Origin of the sequence: Venatorbacter sp. C2-1, from assembly GCF_022832715.1 — a bacterium.
Taxonomy (GTDB): Bacteria; Pseudomonadota; Gammaproteobacteria; order Pseudomonadales; family Oceanobacteraceae; genus Venatoribacter; species Venatoribacter alkanivorans.
Genome location: NZ_CP094879.1, coordinates 1,681,049 through 1,700,785, shown reverse-complemented (window position 1 = coordinate 1,700,785; position 19,737 = coordinate 1,681,049). Strand labels below are relative to the sequence as shown.

Genomic DNA, 19,737 nt, shown 5'->3' with positions numbered 1-19,737 from the left:
CGCAGCTCTTTTGCTATGATGCGCGCCTGTTCTTTGCCGACCGTTACAGGTGTTGTTATGTCTGATCAGAATTACCCGACCGCTCCGCTTTCCCGCCGTCTTGCGGCGCTGGCTTACGATGCTCTGGTTCTGATTGCTCTTTATATTATGCTCGGCGGCCTGCTGGTCACCGCTGTATCCAAAATCATCGGCAGTCCGGAGTTTGTGCGTCTCAGCCCGGCGATGTCGATGTCCGTCATGTTTATTATCTGCTTTCTTTATTACAGCCATTCCTGGCGTCGTGGCGGCCAGACCATTGGTATGAAAGCCTGGGGACTGAAACTGCTGAACGACAACAGCGATAACAACAAAAACAATAACGGCACTGGCATTCAGCTGAGCCAATGTATGCTGCGCACCGGGGTTGGTTTTTTCTCGCTGTTGTTTGTGGGCCTCGGCTTCTGGTGGATGCTGTTTGATAAACAACAACGCAGCTGGCACGACATCGCCTCTCTGACGCGTATGGTTTATATCCCGAAAAACATGAAATAAACGCCCTTCCGACCCCTGCCCACGCCCCGCGCCATCCCAAACTGGCCGGGGCGCTTACCCCGCCTTACGCATCAGCAGCACACCCAGCAAAAAGCAGCCGGCAATCGGAATAATGCTCGCCCAGATGGGCGCAAAACCGAACACAATGCTGGCCGGTGCCAATAGTTCTTCCGCGTATTTGTACACCAGCCCGACCAGAATACCGGAGAAAATCCGGTAACCCGGTGTCACTGCGCGCAACGGCCCGAAAATAAAAGAAATACCCAGAATCACCAGCGCAAAGGTACCTAAAGGCTGCGTGACCTTACGCCAGAAGGATAATAAATAGTTGTCGGCATTCAGCCCCTGCTTAGCCAGATAATGGGTATAGCTGAACAGGTTGGAAATCGACATATCACGCGGCTGTATCATCACCACACTGAGGCTTTCCGGGGTTAACTCGGTATCCCATGAAGCGGTAGGAAAACGCCGCACTTCGGTACGATCCCCCAGCAACAATACATCCTGCACGTCTTCCATCTGCCAGTGCGAGCGCTGATAAATCGCCCGCTGCGCTGTGCGTACCCGCTGCAGCTCGCGGTCGACATCAAATTCATACAGGGTGACACCGTGCAGTACGCCACCGGGCTCAACCGCGGTAAAACGCATAAAATCGTAGCCTTCACGGTGCCAGTAACCCTTGCCCTTATTCGACAGCACATCGCCTTTGCCCTGGGCTACGGCTTTTTGTGACTGGGCAATACGCTCCAGCGTCGGAATAGCAAACTCAGCCAGCAGCAGGCTGAAAACCATCAGTACCGCCATTGGCTTGAGCACAGAGATGCTGATGCGCGCTACGGAAATACCGGCAGCACGCATTACCGTTAATTCGCTGTTGGCAGCCATACTGCCAAGACCAGCCAGACAACCGATCAGACAGGCCATCGGCATATATTCATAAGCACGGCGCGGCAGACGCAGGCCCATAAATTCCAGCGCCTGAGCAAACTGATAATCGCCTTTCAGCTGATCGAGCTCGTCTACTAAGGTAAAAATCGCATCCAGGCCAACAATCACAATAATGACCACCAGCGTGGCCATAAACACATTACGTGCGACGTAGGAATCCAGCTGATTCATTACAGGCCCTTAATCTTGCGCCGGCGAATCCACTCCGGCAGTAACAACAAACCCGCCGCAATCAGCAGATAAACAATATGCAGACTCCACAGGCCGATGGCCGGATTGAGCGTACGTTTTTCAATCATGCCGGTCATGGCGATCAGCAGCGAGATATACACCATAAATAACACGATGGCGGGAAACAGCCGGGCAAAACGCCCCTGACGCGGATTCACTTTGGATAACGGGAAAGCAATCAGGGTGACAATGGGCACCATTAAAATTAATGAAATACGCCACTGCAGCTGCGCCTGATGCTTAGGTTCAGCCGAGCCGATCAGTTCCAGCGTTGGCACCGCTTCTTTGCGCAGCTTGCGCCGCTCTTCCGGCTCGTCAGCGATTTTTACGCCGTATAAATCAAAATCCAGCACCTGCAGCTGCGCACTGCCCGGAGTCAGGTCGTAACGGCGGCCTTTATGCAATTCCAGAAAGCGTGAGCCGGTTTCATCACTGACATACTGAGTGCCGCGTTCAGCCAGAAGCAGCGTGTTGCCATCGGCAATAAACACCTGGTGCATCTGGGTTTTGTCGCCCGACAGCGATTCGGTATAAGTCACACGAGAGCCTGTAGCGGTACTCTGAAAACGCCCCGGCGCCAGTAATTCAAACTCGGTTAATTTCGATTGTTTTTCATACAGGTTTTCCATTTTCTGCGCGCCCCAGGGGCTCAGCACCAGGGTAAAACTGGCCACCAGCAGGGTCAGAAACAGCGCCGGAATCATGGTGTAAGCGAGTAATTTTTTATCCGAAAAACCGGTGGCGGTGAGAACCGTCATCTCGCTTTCTGCGTACAGACGGCCATAGGTCAGCAGGATGGAAATAAACAGCGCCAATGGCAGAATCATTTCCAGAAAAGACGGTAAACGCAAAAGCAGGGTAAAAAACACAATATCCAGCGACACCTCACCGGCCGCCGCCGCCGCCAGCTGCTGAATCAGACGACCACTCATCAGGATCATCAGCAGCACAGTGGTCACTGCCACCAGTGAGCCGGCCAGTTCCCGGGCCAGATAACGGAAAAGAATCAAAATACTTACCTTATTGCTAACAAACGGCTGTGTTCCGCCCTTGATTTTCGTACACTTGAACGCATCTTTGAGTCAAACGGGCAGGCAACACCGCCCTTTCTTTTCCCGTCAGGAGCCATCATGCAATATCAGATTTCCACGAATTCTGCCGCCGATGTTCAAGCCAGCTGTATTGTGGTCACTCTCGACCAGTCAGGCAAGCTGTCTGACGCCGCCGCTGCCATCAATAATGCCAGTAACGGTTTTATTCAGGCCCGCATCGATGACAAAGACATCAGCGGTAAACTGGCCCAGACCCTGTTACTGCCGGCCGTTGCCGGGGTAAAGGCCAGCCGCGTATTACTGATTGGCACCGGTAAAGACGCCCTGACCCGCAGCAGCGCGGTTAAAGTGCTGAACGCCATCGCCAGCGCCAGCAGCGGTTTTTCCGGCAGCATCGCGCTGGCCCTGAATGAACTGGCCAATGATAACCTGAGCGAAGAATGGCTGGCAGAACAAAGCGCCATGGCCTTCGGCAACGCGCTGTACCGTTTTACCGAAACCAAAAGCAAGCAGGATGACGACGTTCGCCAGCCCGACAGCATTATCTGGCTGGGCAGCGATGTCAGCGCCGCGCTGAACAAAGGCGAAGCCGTGGCTCAGGGCGTGGCTTACGCCAAAACCCTCGGCAATATGCCACCGAATATCTGTACCCCTAGTTATCTGGCCGAGCAGGCACAGGCGCTGGCCGCCAGTGGCGCGCTGGACGTTACCATTCTGGATGAAGACCAGCTGGAAGAAATGGGCGCCGGTGCCTTTGTTTCCGTCGCCAAAGGTTCGTCTGAGCCGGGCAAAATGATCATCATGAAATACAACGGTGCCGCCGATAAAAACGCCGCACCGCATATGATTCTGGGTAAAGGCATCACCTTTGATACCGGCGGCATCAGCCTCAAGCCGGGTCTGGGCATGGATGAAATGAAATACGATATGTGTGGCGCCGCTTCCGTGCTCGGCACCATGCAGGCCTTGCTGACATTAAAACCCGCCATCAATGTCATCGGCATGATCACCAGCGCCGAGAATATGCCCGCCGGTCATGCCAGCAAGCCCGGTGACGTCGTTGCCAGTTTGTCCGGCAAAACCATCGAAATTCTCAACACCGACGCCGAAGGCCGCTTAGTGCTGTGCGATGCCCTGACCTACGGCATCGACAACTTTAAACCGGCCTCCATCGTTGATATCGCTACCCTGACCGGTGCCTGTATGGCCGCTCTGGGTCGCGTTAATTCCGGTTTATTCACCACCGACGAAGCACTGGCCGGTGAACTGCAGAATGCCGCCAGCCACAGCGGTGACAAAGTATGGCGTCTGCCACTGGAAGACGATTATCAGGAACTGCTGGATTCCAACTTTGCCGACATCGCCAATATCGGCGGCCCGCTGGCCGGTGCCACCACCGCCGCCTGCTTCCTGTCGCGCTTTACCGAAGGCACGCCATGGGCGCACCTCGATATTGCCGGTACAGCATGGAATACCGGTGGTAAAACCAAAGGCGCGACCGGACGTCCGGTGCCTTTATTGGTGAATTATTTGCTGGCGAAGTAAGCGGTAGCAGAGCATAAAAAACGGCCAACCCAAGTGTTGGCCACTACTTTCCTATAGCCTGGAGTGGCATAGTGTCACTCTAGGCTGTGCATTGTGGGAGCGGCTTTCAGCCGCGATATCTGGTTTATTTTGTGGCCGTTCGCCTCGTTGGTTCTGATCTCGTCTAAAGGTTTGATGCCGCTGCGCGGGCTGGCTTTTCTGGCTGAAGCCAGGCCCTATGACCTCTTTGAGGGGTCTTACCCCTCACGCCGGTCGGGCGCTTACTCCTGACCGCCATGGATGGCGGAAATGCAGATTGTGCAGGAGCACACAATCGGCCCGCTTCGCGCTGTGCAGGACTTAACCCGCGTTGAATAATCCTGCCATCCCGGTAACACGAATAATGGCCCGTCCATGGGCCTATTCGCTCGCCCGGCATCCATGCCGGGACGTACCGGCGCAGTATCATTCAACCCGGCGCCCTGCAGGCGCACAAACTATGACGCGAAGCCATATTTCAAAGCAGGCTGTGCACTGTGGGAGCGGATCTTATCCGCGACAAACCAGCCATACGCTTCTTCTCGTTCCCACGCTCTGCTTTCTCGTTCCCACGCTCCGCGTGGGAATGCAACTGTAACTGCAAGGGCTGGCGGATTGTTTAAAACGGCGCCCTGCAAGCGCACAAACCATCACGCGAAGCCATATTTCAAAGCAGACTGTGCACTGTAGGAGCGGATCTTATCCGCGACAGGCCAGCCCTACCTCACGCTGATAGGTAGGGTGGGCACTGCCCACCAAAGCCATTGTCGCCTCTTGCCACTTGTAACCAGTTTTATCAATTGTTGAACCCAACCCCAAATTTCAGTACTCTCGAACCAAAGCAGGGATGCCGCTATATCGTACGAACACACCGTCCGGACACATGCCCTCCTCGCTTACAATCCCGAATGATAAAGCCACGCGATTCCTGCCCTGCGTATACAAGGACGAGCGGCAGCGTGTCTGGGATACAAGCATCACCGAACGATTTTCACCGCCGGAAAAGCACTGAAAATTGCCAGAGAAAAACAATGTACAAGCAACCAGTATATTTTGCTGATTGCTGAATCTGATGCACGTTTACGCTCAGGTAGCAAAACGCGCATGCGCAGATTGACACCTTCGGAACAGAAAGAATGTAAGAAAATCAATCACTTAAGATTCTGCGAAAAGTGATAACGCGCAAAGTGTAAAGAATGGTTCAGGGTAAACGTGCGCATGCGCGTTGATATCCTGACAAGAAAGAAAATAACGATGACTTTTACAGTCAGGACAGTGGTTTAGGCTGGGAATCTGAACAAGGGTTTAGGTGTGTTAATGAGCATGCCTACTAAGAAACTGTTAACTTTATGGGTAGATTATGAGCTACGACTTAAATTTCTGGAATGAACCAGCAGGCTTTAAAGGGAAGCCTCTGGATGTATACCGTAGCTTGTCAGATGGTTTACCTGTTGACGGCCTTAACCAGATTGATGTTGAGAGCTTTTACAAAAGAATCATTCAAGAGTTTCCTGGAACTGAACAAAATCATGGATTTCTTGATTGGGAAGGTAAAAGTAACTCTTTTCAAGTGTCCTCGAGTACACAGCATGTACGAATTGATTGCTGTGGCGAGCCGGGAGAATGGATGAATGTGTTCATTGATATCGGCAAAGAGTTTGGTTGCCCACTATATGACCCGCAAACCAACGAGCGGTATACGGGATAAAAAGTTAACAAGCGCGTCAATTAGGACGCTCGCAAGCTCGCGCCTATTACGCGGGCGTTAGCCGCCGAATCTAAGATTTCCCATATTTATAGGCATAAGAATGCAGCACGTATTAAACGAACTTGTTCTACCGGATCGATACGAACGCCTTTGTGAGCACTTGGGCAATGAAGTCGCAAATTTGCTGGTGAAGCCCTCGGATAAGAACATCGAGGTTCTACAGGGCCTGGCCGATGAAATTCGAACACGTCGAGAGGGAATACTTGTGCCTCTCAGTGGTAAAACTGGTGTTGGAAAGACTACATTTGCGATGAACGCTGCCCAATGGGTGCCGGGTGCATTTACATCTTCCCTGCAGTATGAGGGAGACCTCACACACGATGAACTGAGTGAGGCAGCCAAGGAATTCGCTAAGAAATTTCCTGCAGATAACTCCAAGATCATTCCAATTAATATTGATCACCGTGAGAACAACCCTCCCAGTGATGCTGAGCTGGCAGCTATAAAGAGATTCTTACGTACTAATGCTGCCGGTGTTCCGGTTGTTCTATTCTGGCCCGAAACTGATATTAAAATCGCTGAGAGCTTAGCAGAACGATACGTGGGCATTGCAGGAGAAGCCTCAGTTGACCTACCGTTAATTTGTGAAGGCCCCGCTCAGGATACATGGCAGGAGATAGCGCGGCATACGCTGTCGCTTTCCAATAGTATTTCCCACCTCGAAGAGTTAGGCGTTGATCCAGCGGATTACGTACCAAGCGAATTTCATACGATTGGCGCATTTCTTAGAAAAATATCGTCAGATTTTAATAAGCAGATTATGAGTTTGCGTAGGGAGCTTGAGACCCAGATAGGGGTTGTAGTGGTTTTTGCTAGCGAAAGCGTTGATCCAGGCGTGCTCACTCAAGTCACCTCTGCGAACAGGTACGGTCTGCTAGATGGCCATGCTCTAATCTCTGTCACTCCACAGAGCACAATTGGCAAGTGGTGGGATCAAAGACGAGGTCTGTTAACCAGAACCATAGTTCAGCTGAGCGCCGGCGCTCTATGTTTGCCTCCTACGTCTGCCGCTTCATGCATTAGAAACTTCTCCGATGAAATGCCGCTTTTCGATAGTGCTGGTTATCGACGTTACGGACCAGCTCGTGGAGTCCGCGACCTTTTGCGCAGCGACCTTGGCAAGTACCTAACGAGTGCATCAATGTCACGTTTTGAGACGCGAGGAACGCCAGGGGATGAAGCTTCGGCAGCTTTCCAGCTTTTAGCGGAAGACGGATTTAATTTGGGAAAAGATAAAAGACTGAATGAAATATTGGCGACGGGAATAGAACAACTTCTAAATGCTGAGGGGGTGGAGTTCAGAAAAGTCACATCGGAAGAAAAGCTGCCTTTCTGCCCGCTAATACCGGACAATGCTGTCTACTTCCCCGATAGAGTACAGTGTGTTGAGTACACTTGGAGGAAAGGAGAATTTCTTAACTCGAGTAATCGATCAAGTGTTGCGCAATATATCCTAACAAAACTTAAAAACTATGCGACTGAGCTGGGATGGTTGGCAGAATAGCCGCGGTTAACAATGAAAATTGAACCATACAAGGCCAAGCACATCGCCCGTAAAAAGCGCGGACTGGATCTCGCTATCGCTCGGCCCGTGTTGGCAGCGTTATGATCCGTAAATGAAACTTCTAATTTTTATAACTCTTTTCATCTCGCAGGTCTCATTTGCATGCGTGATTGGCCCGAAAAACCTAGAGGTCTCAGAAAATCAAGGATTCAGAGTTCTGATTAGAGATTCTACGCTTTGTGAAGACTGTAAAGAGGTACAAATTGTCGCACCGAATGAGTTTGAGGGTATACCTTACTACTCTGGAACGTATTCAATTTTTGAAGATGGCAACCTGATATCTAAGACTGCTCAGGCCAACAAATTAGAAAATGAGTTGCCGGAGTTTATCGCTGCCATTAGAAGCGGTAAATATGAATTTGAAGTGACCTTTAGTTACGGCAATAGTCGGTGCACTCCATATGAGTTCAAATATAAAAGTGAGCCAGAAGGCTCATAACAAGAGGCTCAAGGCATTGGACGGCGCAAAGCGCCGTCCCTTAGCCTAGGCGTTATACAAAGAGAAGAGCATGAGAGTATTTTTAGGGCTTTCGTTATGTCTGTTAGCAGCATCTTCGTTTGCAAAGGAAGACTGCAGTTACGAAGCTATTGGCCTAAACGAAAAATCGAGTGAAATCGAAAAATACTTCTATACAGGTACATGCCACTATCGCAACGAGGATTACTCGTTATCGGTAGCTAATTGGGAGAAATTAGCAAATCTCGATATCAGTTCGGAGGAGGATGAAGAACTTAAGATCAATGTTTTGAATAACCTAGGGTATATGAAGTTTTTCGGATATGGCACAGAAGTGGATAAAGAAACAGCGGTTCGATACTGGCGCGAGGCGATAGCGTTGGGTCATTACGAGGCTGAATACCATCTATGTCATGCGTACGCTGATTTAGCTGAACCAACATATAACCCTGCCAAGGCACGGAAACACTGTGAAAAATCTCAGTTGATCTATAAGGGAAAAGAGGATTCAGATCCGGTGATTCTTAAAAGTATTAATAAGTATTTACGTGAGCTGAGTAAGTAAAGAATGCATAACCAACTCAATCTGTCGAAGCCAACGACGTTGAGCCTTAGCTCAGACTTAAGCGCAACCACCTCTCGTATTTTTAGCAATTCAGTCCGCGCTATCCTGATTCCGGGCTTTTTCATCCGCGGTAGCCAGCATCTCTTCCATTTCTGCCTTCTGTTTTAACGCACAGGCATGAAGTTTTTGCTGGCGCATACGGCGGATTGCTTCCAGCGGGTTTTCTTCAGGTTCGCTCTGCGATTCCGCTCTCACATCAGATGTGCCTTTCATATCAAATGACTCGCTGATATCAGACTCACTCATCGTCACTCGCCTTTTTAATCAGAAAACGGAACACGCCATCAACCTCTTCCTGCAGCAATAATTCATGCTCCAGAAAATTGCAGAATTTTAAAAAATCGCGCCGGGTCGAAGGGTCGGTGGCGAGAATTTCCACCACCTGACCAATCTTCATATCGCGGATCTGGTTATGCAGCATCATCACCGGTTCCGGGCAGAACAGCCCTTTGGTGTCGAGGTGAAAATCAATGGCTGTGTCGTTCATAACTCTCTTCTTACCTGTTCGTTTTGCCTGGTCGTACTGTCCGCTCGTTTTGTCTGCAGAGCCTGTGTTCACTCAGACCAGAGCCTTGCGTGACGGCAGTAAACCGCGCTGTACCAGCGCCCAGACCGCACTCATCGCCGCCACACACAAAATGGCTGACAGCACAAAGTGGCCATCATACCCCAGAGTTTTGGCGCTGAAACCGGAAAGTGCACCGGCCAGCATACCGGCAATAATCACCAGACAGCTTTGCAGGGCATAATCGGCGGCGGCACAGTGCTCGCGGCAGCGGTCCATCATCACGGTAAATAACGCTGCCGTCGCCATACCACCGGCAATGTGCTCAACAATCACCGCCAGATAAATATGCAGCCAGTCCGGCGCCTGCCCTGCCGCCGGCTGCAGGCCGAGATACGACAGCAGCGCCAGCGCTTCGAGCAATAAAAATCCGAGTAATGCGCTTTGCCGGCCGAGCTTACCGACCAGCCAACCACCACCCAGCGCACCAAGCAGACCGGCCAGAAAACCCACGGTTCCCAGAATCAGGCCCATCTGCTCCAGCGTCACTCCGGCATCGCTCAGCATCGGTCGGATCATCGGTGTGCCAAAGGCATCACCGAATTTATACACCAGCAGAAACAGCAGCCAGAACGCGGCGTATTTCAGGCGGAAAAAGCCCAGCCACAAAGGCCACAACGGCTGGCGGTCAACCACATGCGGCTGCGGCTTAAACCACCACAACGGCAGCGATCCCAATAGCATCAGCAACGCCAGCAGCAACAATGAATTCTGCCAGCCCAGCAGCGGATACAGCGACACCAGCGCGCCACCGGCCAGAATCATCCCGACCCGGTAACCGGCGACCTGAATTCCATTACCTATACCGCGCTGCTCCGGCGGCAGGTTTTCTACGGCCATGGCATCGGTGGCGATATCCTGTGTCGCCATCAGGGTATTAAGCATTAACAGCAAGCCGACAAACACCGCCATCGCCTGCCCGGTCCATAAATCCAGTGGCTGACTGGCAATCACCACCAATACCGCCACCGCACTGTAATTCATGGTCAGAATCCAGCTGCGGCGGAATTCATGTTTTCGCAGGGAAATACGGTCGAGCCAGGGCGCCCAGATAAATTTCAGCGCCCAGGGCAGCGCCAGCAAAGACAACAGACCAATAATGGTCAGATCCATGCCCTGCTTACGCATCAGCGCCGGCATCGCCTGCCCGAAAAAGCCGTGGGGCAAACCCTGCACAATATAAAGCCCGCTTAAGGCCAGCCATTTATTCATTCTGTTTCTTCTTTTGTTGTTCTGCTTTTTATCTGCTGCAGTCGGCTCACAAAGCTGACGCGGCTGACTTTACACATTGCGCTGCGACTGTGCCAGTTACACATACCTGCTATTCAGTGCATAAAAAAACGCAAAAGCGTAATGTTGTTCACTTAACGTTTTAACTCATATTGAAACGCCCAATGCCTCCCAGGGGAACTTATCCCCTTGCCGGCGGGCCGACCCCAGCTTCGCGCTGTGCAGGCCTTTTTCCTCCATTCAGACCACCTCGGTCACGGCAACGCGGATAATGGGCCATCCATGGCCCTATCCGCTCGCTCTGCATCCATGCAGAGACGCGCCGGCTCAGTGCTCTTCATTCCGGCGTCCTGCAGGCGCATTGATTATTCCGCCAAGCGGCTTTTCAGAACGGACATTATTGTTCGATAAAAGCGGCGTTGCGGCTGAGATAAACCGCGCCTCTGGGCCCGCCGCCATGAGCGATAGTTTTTACGATCTGTCTGGCATGGATGCCAGACAAGCGTATCCGGCCATGGATGGCCAATATACGCGTGGTCAGTAAAAACCGAGTGAATAAGGATCACGGGCCAGAAAGCGCAAAGCAGGGGCCCGGGGAGAAGGTCCCCGGATTGGGGCGCAGGGGCTTGCCCCGCAAAGGCTGTTCACATGCAGTCAGCGCTGGCTGGTTGCTTAAGTGCACAGTATTACCGCAAAAACGGAGATAAATCGGCCCATAAAAAAACCCCGCAAAGCGGGGTTAAATTTATAAGTATTATGAGGTGAGAGTGTAGTTATTGTCTCGTTGGTGCGTTGTTGTTTCGGTCTGGAACGGCTCAGCGTTCCAGAATAGCCACAACGCCCTGACCGCCAGCGGCACAGATCGAGATCAGACCACGGCCTGAACCTTTCTCTTCCAGCATTTTCGCCAGCGAGGCCACAATACGGCCGCCGGTGGCGGCAAATGGATGGCCGGTCGCAATGGAGGAACCGTTCACGTTCAGCTTGCTGCGGTCGATGCTACCCAGCGGCTTGTCCAGACCGAGTTTTTCTTTGCAGAATTTCTCGTCTTCCCAGGCCTTCAGGGTGGAAGCGACAACACCGGCAAAGGCTTCGTGGATTTCGTAGAAATCAAAGTCCTGCAGGGTCAGACCAGCACGCTCCAGCATACGTGGTACGGCATAAGCCGGTGCCAGCAGCAGACCTTCTTTATCTTTGTTGCCGTCTTTACCGAAGAAATCGACAGATGCGGTTTCATGGAAGCTCAGGTAAGCCTTAACCGGCAGGTTGTGTGCTTTCGCCCACTCTTCAGAAGCCAGCAGAACCACAGAAGCACCATCGGTCAGCGCCGAGGAGTTACCGGCGGTCAGTGTGCCTTTACCGGATTTCTTATCGAAAGCTGGTTTCAGGCTGGCCAGCTTTTCCAGATTCGGCGTGCGCGCCAGGTTATCTTTTTCCAGACCCAGGTAAGGGCTGACCAGATCATCGAAGAAACCACGGTCGTAAGCGGCCAGCAGATTGGTGTGGCTGTTGAAGGCGATTTCGTCCTGCTCTTCGCGCGAGATGCCCCACTCTTTTACCGTCAGCTCGGTGTGCTCGCCCATGGACAGATTGGTGCGTGGCTCGCCGTTGCGCGGAACCAGCGGCGCCAGATGCTTAGGGCGGATTTTCGCCAGCAGCTTGAGCTTTTCACCGGTGGTCTTGGCGCGGTTTACGTCCAGCAGGATTTTACGCAGGCCTTCGTTCACACCGATCGGCGCATCGGAAGTGGTATCGGAACCACCGGCAATCGCGCTGTCGATCTGGCCCAGGGCAATTTTATTCGCCGCCATAATGATGGCCTGCAGACCGGTACCACAGGCCTGCTGAATATCAACACCCGGAGTACGTGGGTCGAGGGCGGTACTGAGCAGGGTTTCACGCGCGAGGTTAAAGTCACGGCTGTGCTTGATTACCGCACCGGCAATGAATTCGCCAATCTGCTCGCCCTGCAGGTTGTAACGGTTAACCAGACCATTCAGCGCTGCGGTCAGCATGTCCTGGTTAGAGGCATAGGAATACGCGGTGTTGGAACGCGCAAAAGGAACACGGTTACCGCCAATGATGGCTACGCGGCGGATGGTCTGTTTAGCACTGCTCTTGGTCATGCCGGAAATCCTGTATTGGGTCTGATTATTGGGTAAACATAGATATCACAACGGCAGGCTCAGCGTACTCTGCCATAAACGCTGCTCAGTTTAGCGCCCGCACAAGGGCTGGCATTGGCTGAAGTGACAGTTTTCCCCTCTTATCTGGTCAATTTCACTCCTGATAATTGCTGCTGTAATCTGCTACCGTCCGGCGCTGTGCCATTTTCTTTGTTATCTGTGTGTTAATCAGGACCCGACCATGAGCAATTTTATTGAATCTGTACTCGACAGCAGTATGGGCCGCAGTCTGATGAAATCAGTTCTGCCCAAATCGATTGAACTGAAACGCTACAACCCGAATCAGGCGACTTACTTTGAAGGCCGTGTGCTGATCGGCGCCTGCGAAAACGCCGCGCTGCTGAGTGACATCATGCGCAACCTGAAAGATGCCAAGGCCAGCGTATTCTTCCCGGCAGCAGCAAAAACCGCTGCCGCCATCGTGGCTGCTGCTGCCGAGCACGGTGTTAAGGCCGTTGGCATTGAATGCAGCGCCGATATGACCGACAAGTTCGATGCTTTTGTATTCGACGCTTCCGGCTTTGCCGACACCGCTGACCTGAACCAGCTGTATTACTTCTTTAACCCGGTGATGCGTAAGCTGAACAGCAACGGCCGTGTGATCGTGCTGGGTCGTCCGCATATGAAAGCCACCACCGGCGAACAGGCGGCCGCCATGCGCGCCCTGGAAGGTTTCTCCCGTTCTGTGGCTAAGGAAATCGGCAAGAAAAGCGCCACCGCTCAGGCAATCTACGTTGAAACCGGTGCCGAGAAAAACCTCGATGCCGCGTTCCGTTTTGTGATCTCCGCCAAGTCCGCTTATGTCGATGGTCAGGTTCTGACCGTGCGTAAAGCGCAGGACGTTACCTACCCGGACTGGCACAAGCCGCTGACCGGTAAAGTCGCGCTGGTGACCGGTGCTTCCCGTGGTATCGGTGAGTCCATCGCCCGTACTCTGGCGCGCGACGGCGCGACCGTTCTGGGTCTGGATATTCCGCCAGCGGAAGGCGATCTGCGCCGCGTGATGGCCGAAATCGGTGGTGAAACCCTGCTCGGTGATATCTCATCCGCCGAGGCACCACAACAGATTTCCGACAAACTGAAAGAAATGGGCGGTGGCGACATCATCGTGCATAACGCCGGTATCACCCGCGACAAGACCCTGGCCAATATGCCGGAACACTGGTGGAACATGACCATCGACATCAACCTGTCGGCGGAAGAGCGCATCAATCACGTGCTGTTTGAACAGGGTACGCTGAACAACGGCGGCCGCATCATCTGCGTATCGTCGATGAACGGTATCGCCGGCCAGACCGGTCAGACCAACTACGCGGCCTCCAAAGCCGGTGTGATCGGTTATGTGCAGTACATGGCCGACGAACTGATGGCCAAAGACATCACCATCAATGCCGTGGCACCGGGCTTTATCGAAACCGCGATGACCGATGCCATCCCGCTGATGACCCGTGAAATCGGCCGTCGCCTGAACTCTCTGTCGCAGGGCGGTAAGCCGGTTGATGTGGCGGAAACCATCGCGTTTTTTGCCAATCCGGCGGCTTCCGGTGTCAGCGGTAACATCGTCCGTGTCTGTGGCCAGTCACTGGTCGGTGCGTAATATCTGACGCTGATAAAAAGCACCGCCTCCGGATTTCCGGAAGTGGTGCTTTTTCCTGATCCAGCGCAACCACAGAATAAATACCCTCTCATTCCCGCTTTGCACAGGCCCCATTCCTGCGACAGCAGTTTCAAATCCTGCAGATACCGCTACACTTGGGTTCAGTCTTCATCTGAATGCAGTGTATGCCCCAAAATTCTATCCAGCATGGTCTGAGTGACGTTTCTCGTCTCGGTATTGGCCGCTATAACCATTTTCTGGAAATGCTGCTCAGTGGCCGTCCGCTGGAAATGCTGCTGAATGAACTGGTACTGCTGATTCAGGAAAAACAACCCGACTGTATTGCCTCCATCATGCTGCTCAGCGATGACGGCAAACGCCTGCTTCCCGGCGCAGCTCCTAACCTTCCTGATTTTTACGTCGCAGCAATGAATGATCTCAGCATTGGTGAGGGGGTCGGTTCCTGTGGAACCGCTGCAGCCACCTCACGCCTGGTCATTGTTGAGGATATTCAGCGTCATCCTTACTGGCAGGATTACCGCGAGCTGGCTGCTCAGGCCAATCTGCGGGCCTGCTGGTCGCAGCCGATTGTGGGCAGTAAAGGTACGGTGCTCGGCGTATTTGGCCTTTACTATCGTGAGGTGCGCCATCCAACCGGCCTCGACCTGCTGCTGATTCACGAAGCCGCCCGCCTGGCTCAGGCCAGTATCGAATTCCGCCGCGCCCAGAACCACCGCCAGCTGACCGAAACCATTACCCAGCATCTGCCGCTGGGGCTGATTATTACCGACAGCGAATTTAATATTGTCGAAGTTAATCCCGCTTTCAGTCAGATAACCGGTTACCCCGCCGCTGAAGTGCTCAGCCGCAAACCCGGTTTCTTCTCCGCCGACAGTAAATCCCTGCAGCAGTACCGCGACATCCTCGATAAATTGCCATCCTGGCGCAGCTGGACAACTGAACTGCTGATCAGCCGCCGTAATGGTGAACGCTTTAATGCCGAGCTGTGCTTTTCCGTCGTCCGTAATGAACAAAACGAAATCAAGCGTTACGTTGCCCTGATCAGCGACATCAGCGAACGTAAACGCTCGGAAGAAACCATTCAGTATCAGGCCAGCTACGATCTACTCACCAGCCTGCCCAACCGCAATCTGTTTTATGAACGCCTGAACTGGACTCTGGAACAGGGGCGACGTAAGCAACGCGCGTTTTCTGTGTTGCTGATGGACCTCGATTACTTTAAAGAAATCAACGATACCCTGGGTCACGATGCCGGTGATGAATTACTGGTTAAGGTCGGCACCCGCCTGCAACAGAGCATGCGTCCACAGGACACCATTGCCCGCCTCGGTGGCGACGAATTTGGTTTTATTATTACCGGTGAACACGATCAGCAGGCGCTGCGGGAGTTAGCCGACAAATTACTGAAAAATGTCAGCCGCAGCCTGACCATCCGCCAGATGCGCGACTGCCGCATTTCTTCCAGTATCGGCATCAGTTGCTACCCCGGTGATGGCAGCACACTGGAACAATTACTCAAGGCTGCCGAACAGGCGGTTTATGCGGCGAAAAATGCCGGCCGTAATGGCTACGCTTTTTTTACACCGGCCATGTTCGAAGCAGCAAAAACCCAGGCTTTACTGCATCAGGAAATGCATTTTGCCGTCAGCCGTAATCAGCTGGAGCTGCATTATCAGCCAATAAAACGCCTCAGCGACAATTGCATAGTGCAGCTGGAAGCGCTGATTCGCTGGAATCATCCGGAACGGGGACTGGTACGCCCGGATCTGTTTATTCCATTAGCGGAAAAAACCGGCATGATCCGTGAAATCGGCCAATGGGTCAGACAGGAAGCACTGGCCATGATTAATCGCCTGCAGCAACAGGGACTTCATGTTCCGATTGCTGTTAACGTGTCCACCGCCGAATTTTATGACCATAGCCTGGCCGATAAAATTATTGCTCAGGTTGAAGAATCCGGAGTTTCACACGGTAGTCTGCTGGTTGAAATTACCGAGAGTCTGCTGATCCGTAATCAACAGGAAACCCGCACCTTTCTGCAAAAACTGCAACAGGCCGGAATACGCGTTGCACTCGATGACTTCGGTACCGGTTTCTCATCGCTGTCGTATCTGGCCGCGTTTCCCGCCGATAAACTGAAAATCGACCGCAGCTTTATTCATCAGATGACTGCCAATCCCCGTAAGCAGGCATTGGTAGATACCATTATTACCCTCGGCCACAGCCTGAATATGAGCGTGATTGCTGAAGGGGTAGAAACAGAAGAAGAAGAGGCCCTGCTGCGCAGCAAAGATTGTGACAATATTCAGGGCTACTTATTGGCAAAACCTTTGCCAGAGCCTGATCTGCTGAAATTTCTGCAGGGCTATAAAGCCGGTACCGGGCGCGACTGATCTCAGCGCTTTTTCTTTGCCCGTTTTTTCTTCAGATAATCTTTAACCGGTGTTTTTTTATCCGGCAATGCCGCCGCAAAGCGCTCACGCATGGCTTCCACTTTGGCTTCTTTTTCATCATGCATACGCGCATGACGGTGCTTTTCACCAGCCTGGCGAAAATCCACCACGGTACTTCCGGATTCTTTAGGCTCTGACATTATTGCTCCTATCGCTGATAGCAGGACGCCGCCATAGTCAGGCCATGGTAGCATAAGTCTTTTCTGACGGAACAAAGCTGCTGTTGTGACCACATCGCCTGACTCGCCATCATCGCCTTCTGCCCTGCCCATTGATCCGCTTCTGCCTGACCTGAGCATACAGCTGAGCACGCATATGAATGTGCTGCTGAGTGCCGAACCCGGCGCTGGTAAAACCACCCGCGTACCACTGGCTCTGTTGCAGGAAAACTGGCTCGGCGGACAGAAGATTATCATGCTGGAACCCCGTCGCCTGGCCGCCCGTAACGCCGCCCGCTTTATGGCGCAGCAGCTGAATGAAGCGGTTGGTGAAACCGTCGGCTACCGCATCCGGCTGGAGCAAAAGGTATCAGCCGCTACCCGGATCGAGGTGGTTACCGAAGGTATTCTCACCCGCATGTTGCAGGATGATCCTGAGCTTAACGGTGTCGGCCTGATTATTTTCGATGAATTCCACGAGCGTAACCTGCATTCCGACCTGGCGCTGGCACTGGCGCATCAGTGTCAGCAGCTATTGCGGCCGGAGCTGCGGCTTCTGGTGATGTCCGCCACCCTTGATGCCGACAGCCTCGGCGATAAACTGCAGGCGCCGCTGTTGCACAGCCCCGGCCGTGGTTTTGCGGTCAGTCATTTTTACCGGCCTCTGCCAAACAGTAACGTCCGCCTGGCCGAGCACTGCGCCAGCGTTATCCGTGAAGCCCTCAATACTCATAACGATGGCGATGTGCTGGCGTTTTTACCCGGTGTCGCCGACATCAGCCGCGTGCAGACACTGCTGCAGGAGACGCTGAGCGGAGTACTGCTTGCCCCCCTTCATGGCCAGCTGAGCGACAGTGAACAGAAAACCGCACTGACCCCCGCGCCCGCGGGCATGCGCAAAGTCATTCTGGCCACCAACATTGCCGAAAGCTCGCTGACCATTGATGGCGTGCGCATCGTGGTGGATTCCGGTCTTGAGCGGAGGATGAGCTTCTCTCCGGCCAGTGGCATCAGCCAACTGCAGACCCGTACTATTTCGCAGGCATCCAGTGTCCAGCGTGCAGGCCGCGCCGGACGTCAGGCAGAAGGCTTCTGCTACCGCTTATGGCGCGAAGAAGAACAAAGCCGGCGCGAGCCCCATATCCGCGCCGAAATTCTGGATGCCGATCTGGCGCCGCTGCTGCTGGAATTACTGCACTGGGGCGCGGATCTTAACGATCTGCTATGGCTTACGCCTCCGCCTGCCGCCAGCCTCAATCAGGCCCGGCAGGTGCTGACTCAGCTGGGGATGCTGCAGCCGGATGCGCCGCTGCGCCTGAACGAACATGGTCAGCGCTGCGCCGCCCTCGGCCTCGAGCCACGCTGGGCCCATGCCCTGCTCTGCGCACAACAGCTGGGTATGGCGGCAGAAGCCTGTGAACTGGTTGCCGTACTGCAGGAATGGCCCCACCAGCAGCGTCACAGCGATGATGCCGAACGTCTGCTGAGCCAGGCGCGCCGCCAGCAAGGCTTATGGAATAACCGCGTTCGCCCGCTGGCACAGCGCTGGCAGCGGCAGCTGCAGGCAACCTCTTCGCCCAATACTCCCGATGACAACCCTGCTCCGGATAGCAGCCCCGCTCTGGATTGCAGCCTGATCATAGCCCTCGCCTTTCCCGATCGCATCGCACAGAAACGCAGCGCTAATGCCCAGACGTTTCGTTTAAGCGCTGGCAGCGGCGCCGAACTGCAACATAACAGCGATCTGCACAACGCCGATTACCTGGCCATTGCCGATATCAGCGGCGGCCAGCCGGACCGTATCCGTCTGGCGGCAACGCTGCACAGCAACAGCCTGGCGTCCTTACAGGAAATCGCCCCACAACTGTTCAGCGAGCGCACCGAGATTGGCTGGAACGACAGCGGCCAGCTGAAAGCCCTGCGCCATCAGTGTCTGGGACAGCTGATCCTGAACAGCAAGCCGCTGCCGGCGCTGTCTGCCGCCGACTGGCAACAGGCCTGGCGTGATTACTTTATGCAGCGTGGCCTGAGCGACCTGCCCTGGCAGGATGACGCCAACACCGTACGCAGCCGCATAGCGCTGGCGGCTCAGTATCTGAATCCCAACAGCGCTGAAGCCGAGAAATGGCCGGATGTCAGCGATCTGGGCCTGCTGCAACGGCTGGATGACTGGTTGCTGCCGTTTTGCGACAACGCCCGTAATCTGCGTGACCTTAATAAAATCGCGCTGGCCGATGCCCTGCTCAGTCTGCTCGGCTGGGAACAGCAGCAACAGCTCGCACAGCTCTTGCCGACGCACTGGCAGGTTGCCAGTGGCTCGCGCATTGAACTGCAGTACAGCAACGATCCGAACCGCCAGGACACCCAGAATCAACCGCCGGTACTGGCCGTAAAACTGCAGGAAATGTTTGGCTACGAGGGCCAGCCCGCCGTTCTTAACGGCCGCCTGCCCTTACTGATTCACCTGCTGTCACCGGCGCGCCGGCCACTGCAGGTCACCCGCGATCTGCCACACTTCTGGCGTAACACCTATGCGGAGGTGCGCAAAGACATGCGTGGCCGCTATCCGAAACATCCCTGGCCGGAAGACCCGCTCAGCGCCGAAGCCACCGCCCTGACCAAACGCGCGCTGAGCAAGCGGCAATAACAGGGGTTACGGAAGCACCGCCTGAAGACTCTTTAAACGAGAAATAATATAAAAATCAACAGTACACGGCGTAACTAATCATTACCCGGTGCAGTGGTTATTTGTGCATAACCCACTAGCCTTTTAAACACACCGATGTTC

The 19,737-nt window shown here is 53.6% G+C and carries 16 protein-coding genes; 9 read left to right on the top strand and 7 right to left on the bottom strand.

Going from position 1 to position 19,737, the window contains the following annotated elements; all coding sequences use genetic code 11:
• Window positions 1–57: 57 nt before the first annotated feature.
• Window positions 58–531, top strand: coding sequence for an RDD family protein (locus tag MT343_RS07560; protein WP_186436039.1), 474 nt, complete (start codon window positions 58–60; stop codon window positions 529–531).
• Between the two features lie 54 nt (window positions 532–585).
• Here the strand turns inward: MT343_RS07560 and lptG are convergent, their stop codons facing one another.
• Complete coding sequence (gene lptG, locus MT343_RS07555; RefSeq protein WP_145470966.1) at window positions 586–1,650, bottom strand: LPS export ABC transporter permease LptG; 1,065 nt, start codon at window positions 1,648–1,650, stop codon at window positions 586–588.
• Window positions 1,650–2,720 (bottom strand): LPS export ABC transporter permease LptF, encoded by a 1,071-nt coding sequence (lptF, locus tag MT343_RS07550; protein WP_243989477.1) that lies wholly within the window; start codon window positions 2,718–2,720, stop codon window positions 1,650–1,652. Before lptF ends, lptG begins: the two co-directional genes overlap by 1 nt.
• A 120-nt stretch (window positions 2,721–2,840) precedes the next feature.
• Here lptF and MT343_RS07545 point away from each other — a divergent pair, with 120 nt between their 5' ends.
• The 5 genes from MT343_RS07545 to MT343_RS07525 all read left to right on the top strand — a co-directional run bounded on the left by MT343_RS07545 (window position 2,841) and on the right by MT343_RS07525 (window position 8,679).
• The gene (locus MT343_RS07545; protein WP_145470964.1) at window positions 2,841–4,307 is read left to right on the top strand and encodes a leucyl aminopeptidase; all 1,467 of its coding nucleotides are present in this window, start codon (window positions 2,841–2,843) and stop codon (window positions 4,305–4,307) included.
• 1,378 nt (window positions 4,308–5,685) lie between these two features.
• On the top strand, window positions 5,686–6,033 hold the full coding sequence (locus tag MT343_RS07540; protein ID WP_145470963.1) for a hypothetical protein: 348 nt from the start codon (window positions 5,686–5,688) through the stop codon (window positions 6,031–6,033).
• 100 nt (window positions 6,034–6,133) lie between these two features.
• Window positions 6,134–7,597 carry a hypothetical protein gene (locus tag MT343_RS07535; RefSeq protein WP_145470962.1) on the top strand — a complete coding sequence of 488 codons (1,464 nt, stop codon included), beginning with the start codon at window positions 6,134–6,136 and terminating at the stop codon, window positions 7,595–7,597.
• 112 nt (window positions 7,598–7,709) lie between these two features.
• Window positions 7,710–8,096 (top strand): hypothetical protein, encoded by a 387-nt coding sequence (locus MT343_RS07530; protein ID WP_145470961.1) that lies wholly within the window; start codon window positions 7,710–7,712, stop codon window positions 8,094–8,096.
• 70 nt (window positions 8,097–8,166) lie between these two features.
• The gene (locus tag MT343_RS07525) at window positions 8,167–8,679 is read left to right on the top strand and encodes an SEL1-like repeat protein (RefSeq protein ID WP_145470960.1); all 513 of its coding nucleotides are present in this window, start codon (window positions 8,167–8,169) and stop codon (window positions 8,677–8,679) included.
• Between the two features lie 90 nt (window positions 8,680–8,769).
• Here MT343_RS07525 and MT343_RS07520 read toward each other — a convergent pair whose 3' ends face one another.
• The 4 genes from MT343_RS07520 to MT343_RS07505 all read right to left on the bottom strand — a co-directional run bounded on the left by MT343_RS07520 (window position 8,770) and on the right by MT343_RS07505 (window position 12,660).
• Complete coding sequence (locus MT343_RS07520; RefSeq protein WP_145470959.1) at window positions 8,770–8,985, bottom strand: hypothetical protein; 216 nt, start codon at window positions 8,983–8,985, stop codon at window positions 8,770–8,772.
• Window positions 8,978–9,226 (bottom strand): sulfurtransferase TusA, encoded by a 249-nt coding sequence (gene tusA, locus MT343_RS07515; protein WP_145470958.1) that lies wholly within the window; start codon window positions 9,224–9,226, stop codon window positions 8,978–8,980. The genes MT343_RS07520 and tusA overlap by 8 nt, the downstream gene beginning before the upstream one ends.
• A 72-nt stretch (window positions 9,227–9,298) precedes the next feature.
• Window positions 9,299–10,516, bottom strand: coding sequence for an MFS transporter (locus tag MT343_RS07510; protein ID WP_145470957.1), 1,218 nt, complete (start codon window positions 10,514–10,516; stop codon window positions 9,299–9,301).
• 833 nt (window positions 10,517–11,349) lie between these two features.
• Window positions 11,350–12,660, bottom strand: coding sequence for an acetyl-CoA C-acetyltransferase (locus MT343_RS07505; protein ID WP_145469512.1), 1,311 nt, complete (start codon window positions 12,658–12,660; stop codon window positions 11,350–11,352).
• Between the two features lie 241 nt (window positions 12,661–12,901).
• On the opposite strand from MT343_RS07505, the gene MT343_RS07500 reads away from it, so the two are divergent.
• Both MT343_RS07500 and MT343_RS07495 read left to right on the top strand, forming a co-directional pair.
• Complete coding sequence (locus MT343_RS07500) at window positions 12,902–14,317, top strand: 3-oxoacyl-ACP reductase (RefSeq protein WP_145469511.1); 1,416 nt, start codon at window positions 12,902–12,904, stop codon at window positions 14,315–14,317.
• A gap of 185 nt (window positions 14,318–14,502) precedes the next feature.
• Entirely contained in the window at window positions 14,503–16,731 is a 2,229-nt protein-coding gene (locus MT343_RS07495) for a putative bifunctional diguanylate cyclase/phosphodiesterase (protein WP_186435948.1), read from the top strand.
• A 2-nt stretch (window positions 16,732–16,733) separates the two neighbouring features.
• On the opposite strand, the gene MT343_RS07490 is transcribed toward MT343_RS07495, so the two are convergent.
• A complete protein-coding gene (locus MT343_RS07490) occupies window positions 16,734–16,931 on the bottom strand; it encodes a tRNA (uracil-5-)-methyltransferase (RefSeq protein WP_145469509.1) in 198 nt (65 codons plus the stop codon).
• A gap of 85 nt (window positions 16,932–17,016) precedes the next feature.
• Between MT343_RS07490 and hrpB the strand changes: the two genes are divergently transcribed.
• On the top strand, window positions 17,017–19,596 hold the full coding sequence (hrpB, locus tag MT343_RS07485) for an ATP-dependent helicase HrpB (RefSeq protein ID WP_145469508.1): 2,580 nt from the start codon (window positions 17,017–17,019) through the stop codon (window positions 19,594–19,596).
• Window positions 19,597–19,737 lie beyond the last annotated feature (141 nt).